Below are 16,539 nucleotides of genomic sequence, written 5' to 3'. Positions count from 1 at the left end.
TGCCACGACGTGCGACGATGTGCGGCATGCCGCAGCAGCCCCCCGTTCGGAGTACGTCGTCGTACCCTGCCCGTCCGGACGCGTCCATGTCGCTGCTCACCAACGTCATGGACCATGCCCTCGACGAGGGTTACGCGGAGGCGGCTGCGCGCCGCAGGTCCCAGGCGGAACCCCGCCTGCCACGTGCCCTGCGCGGCCGGCTCGGGCTCGCCGCGGGCCTGGTGCTCGCGGCGGCCGTGGTGACCGTCGGAGCCGCACAGACGCGGGCGGCGGCGCCGGTCGTCGCCAAGGAGCGCGAGGAGCTCATCGACCGGATCGACGCGGAGACCAAGGCGGCCGACAAGCTGGAGTCGCAGGTCGACACCCTCCGCGGCCAGGTGAGCGCGCGCCAGCGCGAGGCACTGCAGAAGGACGGCAGCCCCCAGGGGAACCTGGTGGAGCTGTTGTCGGGAGCCACCCCGGCGCACGGCCCGGGGGTGAAGCTCGTCGTCGACGACGCGAAGTCGGCGGAGCAGGGCAGCGACGGCCAGCGGGAGAGCGCAGGGTTCTCCGACACGGGCCGGGTCCGCGACCGGGACATGCAGCGGGTCGTCAACGGCCTGTGGGAGTCCGGAGCCGAGGCGGTCTCGATCAACGGCCAGCGGCTGACGGCCCTGTCCGCGATCCGCGCCGCAGGTGACGCCATACTCGTCGACAACCGACCGCTGGTGCCGCCGTACACCGTGCTCGCCGTGGGGGACGGGCAGAACCTGAGCACCCGCTTCCAGAACAGCGGGGACGGCCAGTACCTGCACGCGCTGCAGGACAACTTCGGCATCCGGACCGCCATCTCCGTCCAGGACGACCTCCGGCTGCCGGCGGCACCCAGCGTCATCGTACGAACAGCCAAGCCAGGATCACCGAGAACGGAGAAGGGCACATCGTGATCGCCGTACTGGGCCTCGTGGTGGGAGTCGTGGTGGGACTTTTGGTCAGGCCCGAGGTTCCCGCAGTGGTCGAGCCGTATCTTCCCATCGCGGTGGTGGCGGCGCTGGACGCCGTGTTCGGCGGGGTGCGGGCGATGCTCGACGGGATCTTCGACGACAAGGTGTTCGTGGTGTCGTTCCTGTCGAACGTCGTCGTCGCGGCGCTGATCGTGTTCCTGGGCGACAAGCTCGGTGTGGGCGCACAGCTGTCCACCGGTGTGGTCGTGGTCCTCGGTATCCGGATCTTCTCCAACGCGGCCGCCATCCGCCGGCACGTGTTCCGGGCGTGAGGCCGATGAGTGGAGAGCCGACGCCAGGACGCCGCCAGGGCAAGGACCTGCCGGACCTGCGCAAGGAGCTGCCGGCCGAGGTGCCCGCCCCCGCCACGGGTGACCGGGCCGCAACGGGAGCGCGCGAGCCGTCCGGGGAGCGCGGCCCCGCGCAGGACGGTGACCGGGAGCAGAGCGGCCGGGCACCGACCGTGCCCGGCCCCGGCGGCGCCGAACGGGCCGGACAGGGCCGGCGGCCGGCGGCGCCCGCGGGCCCCGAAGCCGGGCCCGGCAGGGGAGCCGACGAGGAGCGGCGGGAGCCGGCGCTGACGGGCCGCCAGCGGCTGGCGAAGTCACTGTGGCCGCCGCGGGTGAGCCGGGCACAACTCACCGTAGCCGTGCTGCTGTGCGGGCTCGGCTTCGGGCTCGCCATCCAGGTGGCGTCCACCAGCGACAACAGCGCACTGCGCGGGGCACGCCAGGAAGATCTCGTCCGCATTCTCGATGAACTCGGCGACCGCACACAACGTCTACAAGATGAGAAGCAGAGCCTGCAGGACCAGCGCACCGAGCTGGAGAACAGCTCGGACCAGGCCGAGGAGGCCCGCAAGCAGACCGCCGAGAAGGAACGCCAACTCGGCATTCTGGCGGGCACCGTGGCCGCGCAGGGCCCCGGGATCACCCTGACCATCGACGACACCAAGGGGACGGTGAAGGCGGACATGCTGCTGGACACGATCCAGGAGCTGCGCGCGGCGGGAGCCGAGGCCATCCAGGTCAACGACGTGCGGATCGTGGTCAACAGCTATGTCACAGACCTGGACCACGGGGGTATCAGTGTGGACGGTCGCACGATCGGAAAACCGTATCGTTTCAAGGTGATCGGCAAACCGGAGGATCTGGAGCCGGCGCTCAACATCCCTGGTGGAGTGGTGCAGACACTGGAGAAAGAGCAGGCCGCGGTGGCGGTGCGGCGGGCCGGGACGGTTGTCGTTGACGCCTTGCGACCGGCGAAGCGTCCTGACTACGCTCAGTCGTCCTCCCGGTGAGAGCGCGGTGCATGGAGGGTGCCGGCCAGGGGCAGGAGGATGCGGGGGGTCGGCGCACCGAAGAAGTGAAGTGTGGTGGAAACTGTCTGGTGCATACGGACGTTGTGAGGGTGTCTGTAGCGCCGACGTACGCCGGTGTGTGCAGTGAGGGTTGGTCCTGCCCCACGGGCGGGTCTGTATCGGTCAAGGGGAATCGCCCGTGAAGTTGTTTGCGAAGTTGTTCGGCAAGACCGCACGAGAGGGCAGTGGCAGTGGCGCCTCCCGGCGCCGTGCGCGCTCAGCGGAGGTGGGGAGAGAGGAGACCGAGCGTCCGCTGTTCCGGGACCAGCTCGCTGCTCCAGGTGGTGACATTTCGGGCGAGCAGGGTGCCGGTTCTGTTGACCCCGCCGCATCGGGCCGCATAGGTTTCGGGGAATCGTCAGCCTCAAGTACGGGTGGAGGGTTCCCGCCCGGCGCGGGGCAGCCACGGCGGGAGGACCCCTCGATGTCCTTGGTGTGTACGAGGTGCGGAAACCGCAATGCACAGGCCAGCCGATTCTGCTCCAACTGCGGGGCGCCGTTGAGGAGCGGCGCGAGCGAGCGCCCGTCCGAGACCACCTCCACGATCTCCATCTCCGGCCTCGAGGCCTACGAGGCGGAGGTCACCGGCCAGACGCCGTCCCCCGCGCTCTCCTCGGAGGCCCAGGCCGCCGTGGACGCGCTGCCCCTCGGGTCGGCACTGCTGATCGTGCGCCGTGGTCCGAACTCGGGCAGCCGCTTCCTGCTGGACGGCGACCTGACCACGGCCGGCCGGCACCCGCAGAGTGACATCTTCCTCGACGACGTGACGGTCTCGCGCCGGCACGTCGAGTTCCGCCGTGGCGCCGACGGTGTCTTCACCGTCGCGGACGTGGGCTCGCTGAACGGCACCTATGTCAACCGCGAGCGGATCGAGTCGGCCCCGCTCTCGAACGGCGACGAGGTGCAGATCGGTAAGTACCGCCTGGTCTTCTACGCGAGCCAGCGCGGCGTCTGACCGTAGGAAGGTCCATGCTGCAATCACCGAGCGGCGGCACCGGCGACGGTGCCGCCGCCGCGGACGACAGGCCGATGAGCATCGGGGCCGTGCTGAAGGTGCTGCGGGAGGAGTTCCCGGAGGTCACCATCTCCAAGATCCGTTTCCTGGAGTCTGAGGGGCTTATCGACCCCCAGCGCACGCCCTCGGGCTACCGGAAGTTCAGCAGCGCGGACGTCGAGCGTCTCGGCCATGTGCTGAGAATGCAGCGTGACCACTACCTGCCACTCAAGGTGATCAGGGCCCACCTGGACGCCCTGGAACGCGGCGAACCCCTCCCCGCCCCTTCAGGGGCGCGCCACGGCGACCAGGAGGGCGGCCGGACCCTCTCCGGGCTGTTCGCCCTGTACGACCTCCACGAGGGCGCTGAGGCGCCGACGGCGGCCCGTGTCGGCCGTGCCGAGCTGCTGGCCGCCGCCGGGATCGAGGAGCGCGACCTCGACGAGTGGGAGTCCTACGGGCTGCTCGCCCCCCTGCCGGAGGGCGACTACGAGGCGGGGGCGGTGACCGTGGCCGCTCTGGTGGGTGAGCTGGGCCAGTTCGGAATCGAGCCCAGGCACCTCAGGGCCATAAAGGCCTCCGCGGACCGGGCCGCCGGCCTCGTCGACCAGGTCGTGGCGCCGTTGCGCCGCCATCGGAATCCGCAGACCAGAGCCCACGCCGAGGCCCGCACCAAGGAACTCGCCGGCCTCGCCGTGCGGCTGCACGCCGCGCTTGTGCAGAGCGCCCTCGGTGTCCGTCTGCCCTGAATGACGGGGGCTGTGCCCCGAATCATCTGGTGTGCGTCGGGTGCCCGACTACCCAAAGGTGGCAGGCACGGCCTAGGGTTGCTGTGTGAATGAGCTCGACGTCGTAGGTGTCCGGGTGGAGATGCCCTCCAACCAGCCGATCGTGCTCCTGCGTGAGGTGGGAGGCGACCGGTACCTCCCTATTTGGATCGGCCCGGGCGAGGCGACGGCCATCGCCTTCGCCCAGCAGGGCATGGCTCCGGCCAGACCGCTGACACACGACCTTTTCAAGGACGTCCTTGAGGCCGTCGGCCAGGAGCTCACGGAAGTGCGCATCACCGACCTGCGTGAGGGCGTCTTCTATGCGGAGCTGGTGTTCGCCAGCGGCGTGGAGGTCAGTGCGCGCCCGTCGGACGCCATAGCGCTGGCGCTGCGCACCGGTACGCCCATCTACGGGAGCGACGGCGTGCTGGACGACGCCGGCATCGCCATTCCGGACGAGCAGGAGGACGAGGTGGAGAAGTTCCGCGAGTTCCTCGACCAGATCTCGCCCGAGGACTTCGGCACCAACAGCCAGTGACCGATGGCGCCCGGTGACCGACTCCGGGGATCTTCGGCGGGGATCTTCGCCGGGCGCATTCGGCCAGCCTTTCCCCGTGGCGGAGTACGGTAAACCACTCGTAGGGTGATTATCACTCGGCGTGCCGAGTGTGGCGATCGTTGACGCACCCCTAGTGACTGCCTACCGTCGTCAGAGCAGGTCAAGGACGGAGGTCGGCGTGAGAAGCAGCGGCGACGGCACGGCTGGGGGTCCCGGGCGCAGTCCGGTGGAGAGCGTTCCGTTCTCGTTGCGTGGGAGCGGGGCCGGCCACCATCCAGGCCTTCCGAAGGCGATAGACGGCGGCAGCGCGGCACCGGAGGAGATCGGCTACCGGGGCCCGGCGGCATGTGCGGCTGCGGGCATCACCTACCGCCAGCTGGACTACTGGGCGCGCACCGGCCTCGTCGAGCCGAGCGTGCGCCCCGCGTATGGATCCGGCACCCAGCGGCTCTACAGCTTCCGCGACATCGTCGCCCTGAAGATCGTCAAGCGCTTCCTGGACACCGGGGTCTCCCTCCAGAACATCCGGGCCGCGGTCCGCCATCTGCGTGAACGCGGCTTCACCGACCTTGAGCGCATGACGCTGATGAGCGATGGCGCCACGGTCTACGAGTGCACCTCACCCGACGAGGTGCACGCCCTGCTCCAGGGCGGGCAGGGTGTCTTCGGTATCGCCGTCGGTGTGGTCTGGCGCGACGTGGAGAGCGCACTCTCCCGGCTGCACGGCGAGCGCGTCGACACCGGCGAGACCCTGATCGGCCACCACCCCGAGGACGAGCTGGCCAGCAGGCGGCGCAATCGGGCGGTGTGAAGGGGCCACGGCCAAGGGCGCTTCCGGGATCCCGGTGCTCCCGGGTCCGGGGTGCCTCCGGGGCGGAGTCCCGGTGCTCTCACGCGCGCCGGAGTGGTGTGCCGCGGCCGTGCAAGGGGCGTGGCGGCGGGTGCGCCCGTTGACACCGCCATCCGCTGACACCGGCCGGCACCCGTTGACACCGGTACAGAAATCCCGCGGTCCGGCGCACCGGGTGAACCGCCCCGTCCGGTACCTCGGACGCCGGGCCGTCACGCACACCGGGCACGTCGCACACCGGGTACACCGCACGCCAGGCGATGGCGCGCCCCGGACACGTCGCACCCCGGTCACGCCGCACCCGGGGCACACCGCAGCCGAGGACACCGCTTGCCGAGCTGTCGCGCGCGCCGGGCCCTGCCGCGTCAGGGCGTCGCGCACACCGGTCACGCCGCCCGCCGCCCGGGACCCGGGGACCCGGCGCCCGGGACCCGGAAGGCGTCGTTCACCTCGCGATGTCAGTGGTGTAGGGCAGCATCGGGAGTGTGAGACGCGAGCCCACCGTCATGCATCTCGACATGGACGCCTTCTACGCCTCGGCCGAGCAGGCGGCGAAGCCCAGCCTGCGCGGCAAAGCGGTGGTGGTGGGCGGTCTCGGGCCCCGTGGGGTCGTCGCCACCGCCTCCTACGAGGCGCGCCGCTTCGGTGTGCACTCGGCCATGCCGATGGGGCAGGCGCGCAGGCTCGCCCCCCACGCGGCCTACCTGGTCCCGCGCTTCGCCCTCTACCGCGACATCAGCGAGCAGGTGATGGGCCTGCTGCGGCAGCTGTCGCCGCTCGTGGAGCCACTGAGCCTCGACGAGGCCTTCGTGGACCTGGAGGCCGCGGGCGCCGCCTGGGACGGCCCCTCGGCGCGCGCCGTGGGGCAGCGGCTGCGCGCCGACATCCGGGCGCTCACCGGCCTCACCGGCTCCGTGGGCCTCGCGGCGTCCAAGATGCTGGCGAAGATCGCCTCCGAGGAGGCCAAGCCCGACGGCCTGGTCCTCATAGAACCGGGCACCGAGCGCGAACTGCTCGCCCCCATGCCCGTCCGCACCCTGCCGGGCGTCGGCCCCGCCACCGGCGACCACCTGCGCCGCGCCGGCATCACCACGGTCGGGGAGATCGCGGAAGCGGGCGAGGACGAGCTGGTCAGGCTGGTCGGCAAGGCGCACGGCAGCGCGCTGTACGCCATGGCGCTGGCCCGGGACGAGCGCCCCGTGGTGGCGGAGCGCGACACGAAGTCCGTCTCCGTGGAGGACACCTACGACGTCGACATCCACGACCGGGTACGGGTGCGCACCGAGGTGCAGCGGCTCGCCGACCGCTGTGTGCAGCGGCTGCGCGCCGCGGGCCGCTCCGGCCGCACCGTCGTGCTGAAGGTGCGGCGCTACGACTTCTCCACGCTGACGAGATCGGAGACCCTGCGCGGCCCCACGGACGACCGGGGCGTGGTGCGGGAGGCCGCCGCCCGCCTGCTGGAGGCCGTGGACACCACCGGGGGAGTGCGGCTGCTGGGCGTCGGTGTCAGCGGGCTCGCGGACTTCACGCAGGAGGACCTGTTCGCGCAGGCCGCGGAGGTGCGGACCGCAGAGCCCGAGCCCGTGGCCGAGCAGGAGCAGGAGGAAACGCCCGTTCCGGCCGGGCGGCGCTGGCCGGCGGGCCACGATGTGCACCATGCCGCATACGGGCCGGGCTGGATCCAGGGCAGCGGCCTCGGCAGGGTGACCGTCCGGTTCGAGACCCCAGGATCCCCGCCCGGCCGCGTCCGCACCTTCCGCACCGACGACCCGGACCTCACCCTCTCCGACCCCCTGCCCCTGGTACCGGAGGCGATCACGGGCACACCACCGGGGCACATGGGCACACCACCGGGGCAGGGACAGGAGGACGGCCCCGGCCTGGAGGAGGGCGGCTCCGGACCGGCGAACGACGGCACCGGGCCCGTGAGCCGGGACCCCGACCCCGAACGAAGACCGAGCGCCGAAGCTCCGGACGGCGGTGCCGCACCGCCGTGAACACCGTGTGCGTGGCCGCCGGCCGGGGCGCGGCGAACCGCGCGACCGGCCACCACAGCACCGTCAGGTCGCCACCGTCGCAAGGGGGCGTTTCCGTCGTCTTCGGGCCACCGGCCCGGTAGGGGGCAGGTCGCGCGGTTTCCCGCGCCCCGCTTGCGGGGCGTCGGCGCGCGCCCGAGTCCGGGGCGCGGGCCGCCAGCACCCCGGTGCCGCATTGCCGTGCACACCGTGAGGTGTTTCCGTGGCCCCGTGCCGGCGCTCGGCCTCGGAGGGCCCCCGCCGTGCGCCGCCCGGGTGTGGGCCGCGGGGTGCGGCCCACATGTGCTCACTCCTCACCCCTCGTCCTGCCCCGCCAACCGCCCGAAGTCACGGTCCTCGGGAGGCGGCGGTGCCGCCGTGTCGAGGCCGTAGTGGTGGTACAGCTGCAACTCCTGGGCGGGCGAGAGATGGCGGCCCACGCCGAAGTCCGGCGCGTCCTTGATCAGTGCCCGGTCGAACGGCACACGGAGCGTGCCCTCCTCCAGGCGGCTCGGCTCCAGGGGTACGAAGGCGTCCCGGCTGAAGAAGCCGGTCCGTATGGCGGCCCACTCGGGGACGCCGGTCGCGTCGTCGAGGTACACCTCGTCGACCGTGCCGATCTTCGTGCCGTTGCGGTCGAACGCCTTGCGGCCGATCAGGTGGCGCGGATCGATGTCGCTCTGCACGATCCCTCCAGTGGTTTCCACATCATCCGTAGGCACTACGAAAAAGCACATTCCGGACGTCGGCCACTCGAACGTTCTGCCGCGGCCCCCGCTGGTAGGCTGGCCGTGGCTGCTGAACCCGTGCGGGAGAGCTCCCCGGCTCAGGCCGTGGGGCGCCGAAGGAGCAAATCCTCCCCGGAAACTCTCAGGCCCACGTACCGCACGGACGAGGTCACTCTGGAAAGCAGAGCGGGAGCCCAGGCCTCCGTTCTCACCGACGGTGAAAGCCGGGCGCCGATGGCGCACCGGTGAAGCTCTCAGGTCGAGATGACAGAGGGGGAGGCCGATTCGGGCACCCGCCGTGGTGTCCCTCGCAGGTCGTAGCAGACCAGGAGGCCTCCGCCATGTCCCTCAACCGTACCCCGCTCGCCCGGCTCGAAGAGGGCATCCCCTTCGCCCGGCGCCATATCGGACCCGACGCAGAGGCGCTGGCCAAGATGCTCGCGCAGGTCGGTTACGGCTCCCTGGACGAGCTGACGGACGCCGCCGTCCCCGACGTGATCAAGGACACCGAGGGCCTCCAGTTGCCCGCCGCCCGCACCGAGGCCGAGGTCCTGGACGAACTGCACGCCCTCGCCCAGCGCAATGACGTGCTCGACTCCATGATCGGACTCGGCTACTACGGCACGTTCACGCCCCCGGTGATCCTCCGCAACGTCCTGGAGAACCCGGCCTGGTACACCGCGTACACGCCCTACCAGCCGGAGATCTCGCAGGGCCGCCTCGAGGCGCTGCTCAACTTCCAGACGGTGGTGTCCGACCTGACCGGCCTGCGTACGGCCGGCGCCTCCCTGCTCGACGAGGGCACCGCCGCCGCCGAGGCGATGGCGCTGTCCAGGCGGGTCGGCAAGGTCAAGGACGGTGTCTTCGTGGTGGACGCCGACGCCCTCCCGCAGACCATCGGCGTGATCCGGACCCGCGCGGAACCCGCGGGGGTCGAGGTCGTCGTCGCCGACCTCGCCGCCGGAATCCCCGCGGAGGCGGCCGAGCGCGGCGTGGTCGGCGTGCTGGTGCAGTACCCGGGCGCCTCGGGTGCCGTGCGCGACATCCGCCCCGTCGTCGAGCAGGCCCACGAGCTGGGCGCCATCGTCACCGTCGCCGCCGACCTGCTCGCCCTCACCCTGCTGCGCTCGCCCGGTGAGCTGGGCGCGGACATCGCGGTCGGCACCACACAGCGCTTCGGTGTGCCCATGGGCTTCGGCGGGCCGCACGCCGGCTACCTCGCCGTGCGCGAGGAGTACGCCCGCAACCTCCCCGGCCGGCTGGTGGGTGTCTCCGTCGACGCCGACGGCCACCAGGCCTACCGCTTGGCGCTGCAGACCCGCGAGCAGCACATCCGCCGCGAGAAGGCCACCAGCAACATCTGCACCGCGCAGGTCCTGCTCGCCGTGATGGCGGCGATGTACGCCGTCCACCACGGCCCCGACGGCCTGCGCGCCATCGCCCGGCGCACCCACCGGTACGCCACGCTGCTCGCCGAGGGCCTGCGGCGCGGCGGCGTCGAGGTGGTGCACGACGTCTTCTTCGACACCATCACCGCACGGGTGCCGGGCCGGGCCGCCGCCGTGGTGCGGGCGGCCCGGCAGGACGGTGTGAACCTCCGCCTCACCGACGCCGACCACGTCGGCATCGCCTGCGACGAGACCACCACCCGTGCCCACCTCGGCACGGTGTGGACCGCCTTCGGTGTGACCGCCGACATCGACGCACTGGACGCGGCGCTCACCGCCGCGGACGGCACCGACGGCGACGCGCTCCCCGAGGCGCTGCTGCGCACTGACACGTACCTGACCCACCCGGTCTTCCACCAGTACCGCTCCGAGACCGCCATGCTGCGGTACCTGCGCAGGCTCGCCGACCGCGACTACGCCCTCGACCGGGGCATGATCCCGCTCGGCTCCTGCACCATGAAGCTCAACGCCACCACGGAGATGGAGCCCATCACCTGGCCGGGCTTCGGCGCCCTGCACCCCTTCGCCCCCGCCGAGCAGGCGCAGGGCTACCTCAGCCTCATCCAGGAGCTGGAGGACCAGCTCGCCAGGATCACCGGCTACGACAAGGTCTCCCTCCAGCCCAACGCCGGCTCACAGGGTGAGTTCGCCGGGCTGCTCGCGGTGCGCGGGTACCACCGGGCCCGTGGCGACGAGCAGCGCACCGTCTGCCTGATCCCGTCCTCGGCGCACGGCACCAACGCCGCGAGCGCAGTGCTGGCCGGGATGCGGGTCGTGGTGGTCAAGACCTCGGACGACGGCGAGATCGACATCGCCGACCTGCGCGCGAAGATCGAGCGGCACCGCGACCAGCTCGCCGTGCTGATGATCACCTACCCGTCGACGCACGGCGTGTTCGAGGAGCACGTCGCCGACATCTGCGCGGCCGTGCACGACGCCGGCGGTCAGGTGTACGTCGACGGTGCCAACCTCAACGCCCTGATGGGCCTCGCCCGGCCGGGCCGCTTCGGCGGCGACGTCTCGCACCTCAACCTGCACAAGACCTTCTGCATCCCGCACGGCGGCGGCGGGCCCGGCGTCGGCCCCGTCGCGGTGCGCGAGCACCTCGCCCCGTATCTGCCCAACCACCCGCTGCAGCCCGCCGCGGGGCCCGAGACCGGTGTCGGCCCGGTCGCGGCCGCGCCCTGGGGCTCCGCGGGCATCCTGCCGATCTCGTGGGCGTTCGTGCGCCTGATGGGCGGCGAGGGGCTCAAGCGCGCCACTCAGGTGGCGGTGCTCAGCGCCAACTACATCGCCCGCCGCCTAGAGCCCCACTTCCCGGTGCTCTACACCGGCCCCGGCGGCCTGGTCGCCCATGAGTGCATCATCGACCTGCGCCCGCTGACCAAGGCCACCGGCATCTCCGTGGACGACGTCGCCAAGCGCCTCATTGACTACGGCTTCCACGCGCCCACGATGTCGTTCCCGGTGGCGGGCACCCTGATGATCGAGCCCACCGAGAGCGAGGACCTCGCCGAGCTCGACCGGTTCTGCGACGCGATGATCGCCATCCGCGCGGAGATCGACCAGGTGGCCGCGGGCGCCTGGCCCGCGGACGACAACCCGCTGCGGAACGCCCCGCACACCGCTGAGTCCCTCGGCGCCGAGTGGCAGCATCCGTACACACGCCAGGAAGCCGTCTTCCCGGCGGGGGTGACCGCCGCGGACAAGTACTGGCCGCCGGTGCGCCGCATCGACCAGGCCTACGGCGACCGTAACCTGGTCTGCGCCTGCCCGCCGCCGGACGCCTACGAGGACTGAGCACCGACACGCAAAGGGGCCGGCCCGGTCAGTCGGGCCGGCCCCATCGGCGCCCGGGCCCGCGCCGCGCGGGACCCCGTGCCGGTCGCCGCTAGGCCGTCACCACCCGTGCCGTGCCGAGCGGCCGGCGCGGCGCGATGACCCGGCCGTCCGGCAGCAGCTCGCCGGTGTCCTCGAAGAGCAGGACACCGTTGCACAGCAGGCTCCACCCCTGCTCCGGGTGGTGCGCCACCGGGTGGGCGGCCTCCCGGTCTGCGGAGTCCGCCGACGGGCACGGTGGCCGGTGCGGGCAGGTGGTCGGCAGCTCGCGCTGCGATGTGGTCGCTGTCCTGTGGCTCGATGCGGTCATTGCCGCCCCCCGTATCGGATCGGTCCTGTCGCCGCTTTCGCCCTGCGGGCGGCGGTCCGCAGGGAATGCGCGGCAGCTCTCCTCACTCGTTGAGGACGCGTCACACGGGCGGTTGGTTCGGCCCGATCGCGGGCGCGGGCGGGTGGTGGGGCGCGGGCCGGGCGGCGGCACGGCCCGGTCGGGCGGCGGTGGGGCGGCGGCGGGTCAGGCGGGCGAGCTCAGCAGGGGTGTCGGGGTGAGCCGCTGGGTGAGCACGGGGAGCAGCTCGGCGAAGCGGTACGGACGGTGCGGGGCGATGCCGGGCGGCGCGGGGGCCAGCGGCACCAGCACATCGGAGGGGGCGGGGTGTCCGGTGGTGGCGTCCGCCGCGCAGTCGCCGTGCAGCCAGAGCGTGAGCATGTACAACTCGGGCACGGAGAGCACGCGCGGCTGGTATGCGGACGGCAGGCTCTCGGCCTGGCGCAGAGCCTGCTCGGTGGCCGTGACGTACGGCCCCTCGAAGAAGTGGGAGAACGCCCAGCCGTCCGGCGTGAGCATGGTGTCGGCGGCGGCCACCGCATGGCCCCCGCTGCGGAGCAGGAAGCGCCACGCGGTGAGGCGGGTGGGCGCGTGTCCGGAGGGCGTGATCCGGTCCAGGACGTGGACGGGCAGCGGGGACTCGGCGGTGATGGGCTGCTGGGCGGCGCGGAGCGCCGGGGTGGGTGCCTCACGGACGGCTGTGGGGGAGTTCAGTGCCATGAGGACGCTGCGCTGGGCCGGCGCGGGAGCAGGGGGGACGTGCAGCATGATGGGTCGCCTCTCATTCGACAGGCAGGGTGAAGCGGGGCACGTGCGGACGGCGCTGTCGGCGGTCGGATCACGGTGGCGGGATTGGCGTGGGACTCACCCACCGGTACCAACTCTCTGCCCCGTCCGCGAAGTTTATACGACACGTGTTCCCACGAAGTTTCGCCTAGCTGTCCCCGATATTGCGAGCAAGGCGCTTTCCGGTCACCATGATGTGGTATTCATCCGCATTTTGCGTGGCATCACGGCCGTGACCTCGAAATCTTCACTTTGAACAGACGGCCGATTCTCGTCTGCGTTTATCGACGGAGGCCTCGCCGAATCCGAGGGAATCCGGACGTAGAGTCCTTCATCGTGCATGCCGTGCCGTGATCAGGCGTGTACGCATTGCTCATGCCTCGTGAATGTGCCGATGGCCGACTAACATCGACCGTACCCGTCCCGAGGGCCGCCCGAGGAGGCGTTTTCGATCACACCGCCAGGGCATCATCCACCGTGACACATCAGCCGGGCCGTGGGCCGCCCATTCGAGGAGGGACACTTCGATGGGGGAGAAGGTCGTGGCAGGCGCAATCGACCTGTCCGATCGGCAGGAGTACCGGGAGAAGCTCAGGCAGTGCCTGTCGGTGCTGGCGCGACTGCTGGAGGAGCAGCGCTTCGACCGTCCCAGGAACCTCATGGGACTGGAGATCGAGCTGAATCTCGCGGGGCCCGACGGCATGCCGAGGATGATGAATGCGCAGGTACTCGAGCGCATCGCAAGCCGTGATTTCCAGACCGAGCTCGCCATGTTCAATCTCGAAGTGAACATCGCTCCACGCCGTTTGGGCGACCGCGTTCTCGACCGCCTCGCCGAAGAACTCCGCACCGGGCTCGGCTACGCTCACCGAAAAGCGAAGGAAGTCGACGCCGGCATCGTGATGATCGGCATTCTGCCCACCCTGGCCCGCCAGGACCTGGTCTCCGCGAACCTGTCGGACGTCGACCGCTATGCGCTGCTGAACGACCAGATCGTGGCCGCGCGGGGCGAGGATTTCACCCTCGACATCGAGGGTGTGGAGCGACTGCGGTGCACCTCGGCCTCCATCGCCCCCGAGGCGGCGTGCACATCTGTGCAATTGCACCTTCAGGTGACCCCGGGGCGGTTCGCGGGAGTGTGGAACGCCGCGCAGGCGGTTGCGGCCGCGCAGATCGTGGTCGGGGCCAACTCGCCGTTCCTCTTCGGGCATGAGCTCTGGCGCGAGTCCCGCCCGCCGTTGTTCCAGCAGTCCATCGACACCCGGCCCCCCGAGCTGCGCGCCCAGGGCGTACGGCCGCGCACCTGGTTCGGCGAGCGCTGGATCGATTCCGCGCGGGACCTCTTCGAGGAGAACCTGCGTTACTTCCCCGCGCTGCTGCCCATCTGCGACGCCGAGGACCCCCAGCGCGTGCTGGACGAGGGCGGGGCGCCGAAGCTCGCCGAGCTGGTCCTGCACAACGGCACCGTCTACCGCTGGAACCGCCCGGTCTACGGTGTCGCCGACGGCGTGCCGCACCTGCGCGTGGAGAACCGCGTGTTGCCGGCCGGCCCCACGGTCGTCGACGTCGTCGCCAACGCCGCGTTCTACTACGGCCTGGTCAGGGCGCTGGCGGACGAGCCGCGCCCGATCTGGTCCCGGCTGCCGTTCCACGCCGCGGCCGCCAACTTCGACGCGGCCTGCCGGTACGGGATCGACGCCGAGCTCGAATGGCCACGGCGCGGCCGGTACGGCGGTCTGGCCCGGGTGCCCGGCGTGTCCCTCGTCCGCGACGAACTGCTGCCGCTCGCCGCGGCCGGGCTGGACGCCTGGGGTGTGGAGCCGGCCGACCGGGACCTGTACCTGGGACTGATCGAGGAGCGCTGCCGACGGCGCCAGAACGGTGCCGCCTGGCAGGCCGCCACCTTCCACCGGGCCCTGGAGAGCGGACTGGAACGGCAGGCGGCCCTCGCGGCCACCACTCACCGTTACTGCGAGCTGATGGAGTTGGGCGATCCGGTGCACACCTGGCCGGTGGCGCCCCCGGGCGCGGTGTCGTAGCCGCACAGCCGCCGCACCGGGGGTCTCCGGGCTCCTCCTGCCCGCCGAACGAACGCCGAACGAACGCCGCCACAGGCCGTCGGACGCGTGTCCCTCGCCCCTCCCCTCGCGGGGCGTCCGCGGGCGGGGCCGTGCCCGTACCGTGCCCCCGAAGGCGCCGGTGGGGCCGGGCATCCGGCAGAGTGGAGTCCTCGGCGCGGACGCGCACGGGACGTGGCGCCGACGCGCGCGACGGGATCACTCCCCAGGAGGCAGGGTGCGGGCGAAGGCGGAGGCGGACGCGGTGGCCGAGGGGCTGCCCGCGCAGGGGCAGGAGCGCCGCGTCCTCTCGCGGGAGACCCTGCTGGTACTCGGGCTCTCGCTCGGTGCCAGCGGTGTTTCCGCGCTGATCAGCTTTGTGGGCTCGGTGACCAAGCCGGGCGGCCTCAAGGACCAGGCGGCCACGCTGAACGCCTCGGCCGCCCCCGGCCGTCCCTGGCTGGACCTCGCCTGGCAGCTCTTCGGCATCGCCACCGCGCTGGTGCCCGTCGCCCTGGTCGCGCACCTGCTGCTGCGGGAGAGGGCCGTGCTGCGGGGGAGTTCCGGGCCACGTGAGGGTTCCGCGCTGCACGGGGGGTCCCGGCTGCGGGAGGACTCCGAGCCGCGCGCGGACTCCGGACTGCGGGGGATCGGGTTCGACGGCGGCCGGCCGCGTTTCGACCTGGCGCGCGGCGCGGTGATCGCGGCCGTGATCGGCAGCACCGGCATCGCGTTCTACCTGGCCGCCCGCGGCCTCGGCTTCAACCTGACGGTGGTGCCGGAGGCGCTGCCCGGCGTCTGGTGGAAGTACCCCGTCCTCGTCCTGTCCGCGGTGCAGAACGCGGTGCTCGAGGAGGTGATCGTGGTCGGCTACCTGCTGCGCCGCCTCGGCCAGTTGGGCTGGAAGCCGGGGAACACGCTGCTGGCCAGTTCGGTACTGCGCGGGTCGTACCACCTCTACCAGGGCGTCGGCGGTTTCCTCGGAAACATGGCCATGGGCGCGGTCTTCGTCTTCCTCTACCGCCGCTGGGGCCGGGTCGGACCCCTGGTGGTGGCCCACTCCCTCCTCGACATCGGCGCGTTCGTGGGGTACGCGCTGCTCGCGGGCAAGGTGGGCTGGCTGCCGACGGCGTGAACGGCGTGCCCGCGGTCGGGTCAGGGGACAGGGTCGGGCGGGGCCGTGCCGTCCTGGTACCGGGCCGCGTCGCCCCCGGCCGCATCGAGGAGCTGCTCGGCGCGGTCCAGTGTCTCGCGGAGGTTGGCCTCCGTCGTCGTCTCCCGCGCCCGCGGAAGGGAGAGCCACCGCAAGGGCGCGGTGGGCCGCTCGGGGCGGGCCGTCTCCGGGGCGCGGGTGGCGAACAGGAAGCGCAGGTCCACGTGGTCGTGCGCCGGCTCCTTCGCCGAGGCCGGCACCGGGACGATCACCAGGTGCACCAGCGAGGCGTCGGGCCAGGGCACGAGGTCGGTGAGGCCGGTCTCCTCGGCGCCTTCGCGCAGCGCGATGTCGAGCGGGCGTGACTCGCCCGGGTCCGCATGACCGCCGATCTGGAGCCAGGCGCCCTGGCGCTCGTGCCAGCGCAGCAGGGTGCGGTGGGTCTCGGGGTGCACGATCAGGGCGGACGCCGTGAAGTGCGGGTAACTCTCGCGTTGCCAGGGATCGCCGGCCGACAGCAGGTCCCGGGCACGGTCGAGGTCTGCGGCCTCCTCGGTGCCCCGGGGCCGGTGACCGGCCAGCACCTCGGCAAGTGAGCCTGTCACCACCGGAGCCTTCCTCACTGTCGGCGTGGCGGGAACCGCGTCGCATGCGTCGGGCACCCGGCGG

Annotated in this window: 15 protein-coding genes and 1 riboswitch; of the genes, 11 read left to right on the top strand and 4 right to left on the bottom strand. The window is 71.9% G+C overall.

Annotated features, from left to right (window positions below):
• Nucleotides 1-17 precede the first annotated feature (17 nt).
• The 8 genes from ACSMXW_RS02475 to ACSMXW_RS02440 all read left to right on the top strand — a co-directional run bounded on the left by ACSMXW_RS02475 (nucleotide 18) and on the right by ACSMXW_RS02440 (nucleotide 7,513).
• Entirely contained in the window at nucleotides 18-926 is a 909-nt protein-coding gene (locus ACSMXW_RS02475; RefSeq protein WP_485803666.1) for a DUF881 domain-containing protein, read from the top strand.
• Nucleotides 923-1,255 carry a small basic family protein gene (locus ACSMXW_RS02470; protein WP_485803665.1) on the top strand — a complete coding sequence of 111 codons (333 nt, stop codon included), beginning with the start codon at nucleotides 923-925 and terminating at the stop codon, nucleotides 1,253-1,255. Before ACSMXW_RS02475 ends, ACSMXW_RS02470 begins: the two co-directional genes overlap by 4 nt.
• Before the next feature lie 5 nt (nucleotides 1,256-1,260).
• Nucleotides 1,261-2,283 carry a DUF881 domain-containing protein gene (locus tag ACSMXW_RS02465; protein ID WP_485803663.1) on the top strand — a complete coding sequence of 341 codons (1,023 nt, stop codon included), beginning with the start codon at nucleotides 1,261-1,263 and terminating at the stop codon, nucleotides 2,281-2,283.
• A gap of 151 nt (nucleotides 2,284-2,434) precedes the next feature.
• Complete coding sequence (locus ACSMXW_RS02460) at nucleotides 2,435-3,298, top strand: FHA domain-containing protein (protein ID WP_485803662.1); 864 nt, start codon at nucleotides 2,435-2,437, stop codon at nucleotides 3,296-3,298.
• Nucleotides 3,299-3,312: 14 nt separating this feature from the next.
• Complete coding sequence (gene ftsR, locus ACSMXW_RS02455; protein WP_485803660.1) at nucleotides 3,313-4,086, top strand: transcriptional regulator FtsR; 774 nt, start codon at nucleotides 3,313-3,315, stop codon at nucleotides 4,084-4,086.
• An 85-nt stretch (nucleotides 4,087-4,171) separates the two neighbouring features.
• The gene (locus ACSMXW_RS02450) at nucleotides 4,172-4,645 is read left to right on the top strand and encodes a bifunctional nuclease family protein (protein WP_006123076.1); all 474 of its coding nucleotides are present in this window, start codon (nucleotides 4,172-4,174) and stop codon (nucleotides 4,643-4,645) included.
• 199 nt (nucleotides 4,646-4,844) lie between these two features.
• Complete coding sequence (locus tag ACSMXW_RS02445; protein ID WP_485803645.1) at nucleotides 4,845-5,477, top strand: MerR family transcriptional regulator; 633 nt, start codon at nucleotides 4,845-4,847, stop codon at nucleotides 5,475-5,477.
• A 524-nt stretch (nucleotides 5,478-6,001) separates the two neighbouring features.
• Nucleotides 6,002-7,513 carry a DNA polymerase IV gene (locus ACSMXW_RS02440; RefSeq protein WP_485803644.1) on the top strand — a complete coding sequence of 504 codons (1,512 nt, stop codon included), beginning with the start codon at nucleotides 6,002-6,004 and terminating at the stop codon, nucleotides 7,511-7,513.
• A gap of 332 nt (nucleotides 7,514-7,845) precedes the next feature.
• On the opposite strand, the gene ACSMXW_RS02435 is transcribed toward ACSMXW_RS02440, so the two are convergent.
• Complete coding sequence (locus tag ACSMXW_RS02435; RefSeq protein WP_485803642.1) at nucleotides 7,846-8,217, bottom strand: PRC-barrel domain-containing protein; 372 nt, start codon at nucleotides 8,215-8,217, stop codon at nucleotides 7,846-7,848.
• A gap of 113 nt (nucleotides 8,218-8,330) precedes the next feature.
• Nucleotides 8,331-8,427, top strand: a riboswitch (glycine riboswitch).
• 173 nt (nucleotides 8,428-8,600) lie between these two features.
• On the opposite strand from ACSMXW_RS02435, the gene gcvP reads away from it, so the two are divergent.
• A complete protein-coding gene (gene gcvP, locus ACSMXW_RS02430) occupies nucleotides 8,601-11,507 on the top strand; it encodes an aminomethyl-transferring glycine dehydrogenase (protein ID WP_485803641.1) in 2,907 nt (968 codons plus the stop codon).
• Between the two features lie 91 nt (nucleotides 11,508-11,598).
• On the opposite strand, the gene ACSMXW_RS02425 is transcribed toward gcvP, so the two are convergent.
• Entirely contained in the window at nucleotides 11,599-11,811 is a 213-nt protein-coding gene (locus tag ACSMXW_RS02425) for a DUF5999 family protein (protein ID WP_485808574.1), read from the bottom strand.
• A gap of 249 nt (nucleotides 11,812-12,060) precedes the next feature.
• Complete coding sequence (locus ACSMXW_RS02420) at nucleotides 12,061-12,645, bottom strand: hypothetical protein (protein WP_485808573.1); 585 nt, start codon at nucleotides 12,643-12,645, stop codon at nucleotides 12,061-12,063.
• Between the two features lie 542 nt (nucleotides 12,646-13,187).
• Between ACSMXW_RS02420 and ACSMXW_RS02415 the strand changes: the two genes are divergently transcribed.
• Nucleotides 13,188-14,699 (top strand): glutamate-cysteine ligase family protein, encoded by a 1,512-nt coding sequence (locus ACSMXW_RS02415; RefSeq protein WP_485803640.1) that lies wholly within the window; start codon nucleotides 13,188-13,190, stop codon nucleotides 14,697-14,699.
• A gap of 283 nt (nucleotides 14,700-14,982) precedes the next feature.
• Entirely contained in the window at nucleotides 14,983-15,852 is an 870-nt protein-coding gene (locus tag ACSMXW_RS02410; protein ID WP_485808572.1) for a CPBP family intramembrane glutamic endopeptidase, read from the top strand.
• Between the two features lie 20 nt (nucleotides 15,853-15,872).
• On the opposite strand, the gene ACSMXW_RS02405 is transcribed toward ACSMXW_RS02410, so the two are convergent.
• The gene (locus ACSMXW_RS02405; RefSeq protein ID WP_485803638.1) at nucleotides 15,873-16,475 is read right to left on the bottom strand and encodes an NUDIX hydrolase; all 603 of its coding nucleotides are present in this window, start codon (nucleotides 16,473-16,475) and stop codon (nucleotides 15,873-15,875) included.
• Nucleotides 16,476-16,539 lie beyond the last annotated feature (64 nt).

Source organism: Streptomyces sp. DSM 116793 (genome assembly GCF_057320905.1).
Note: the sequence above shows the minus strand (reverse complement) of the source record. Positions and strands in the feature narration are given on the sequence as shown.

What these genes read in the sequence shown, in the direction of transcription:
- ACSMXW_RS02475 (WP_485803666.1), top strand. Translation starts at nt 18, where the DNA reads ATGTGCGGCATGCCGCAGCAGCCCCCCGTTCGGAGTACGTCGTCGTAC.
- ACSMXW_RS02415 (WP_485803640.1), top strand. Translation starts at nt 13,188, where the DNA reads ATGGGGGAGAAGGTCGTGGCAGGCGCAATCGACCTGTCCGATCGGCAG.
- ACSMXW_RS02465 (WP_485803663.1), top strand. Translation starts at nt 1,261, where the DNA reads ATGAGTGGAGAGCCGACGCCAGGACGCCGCCAGGGCAAGGACCTGCCG.
- gcvP (WP_485803641.1), top strand. Translation starts at nt 8,601, where the DNA reads ATGTCCCTCAACCGTACCCCGCTCGCCCGGCTCGAAGAGGGCATCCCC.
- ftsR (WP_485803660.1), top strand. Translation starts at nt 3,313, where the DNA reads ATGCTGCAATCACCGAGCGGCGGCACCGGCGACGGTGCCGCCGCCGCG.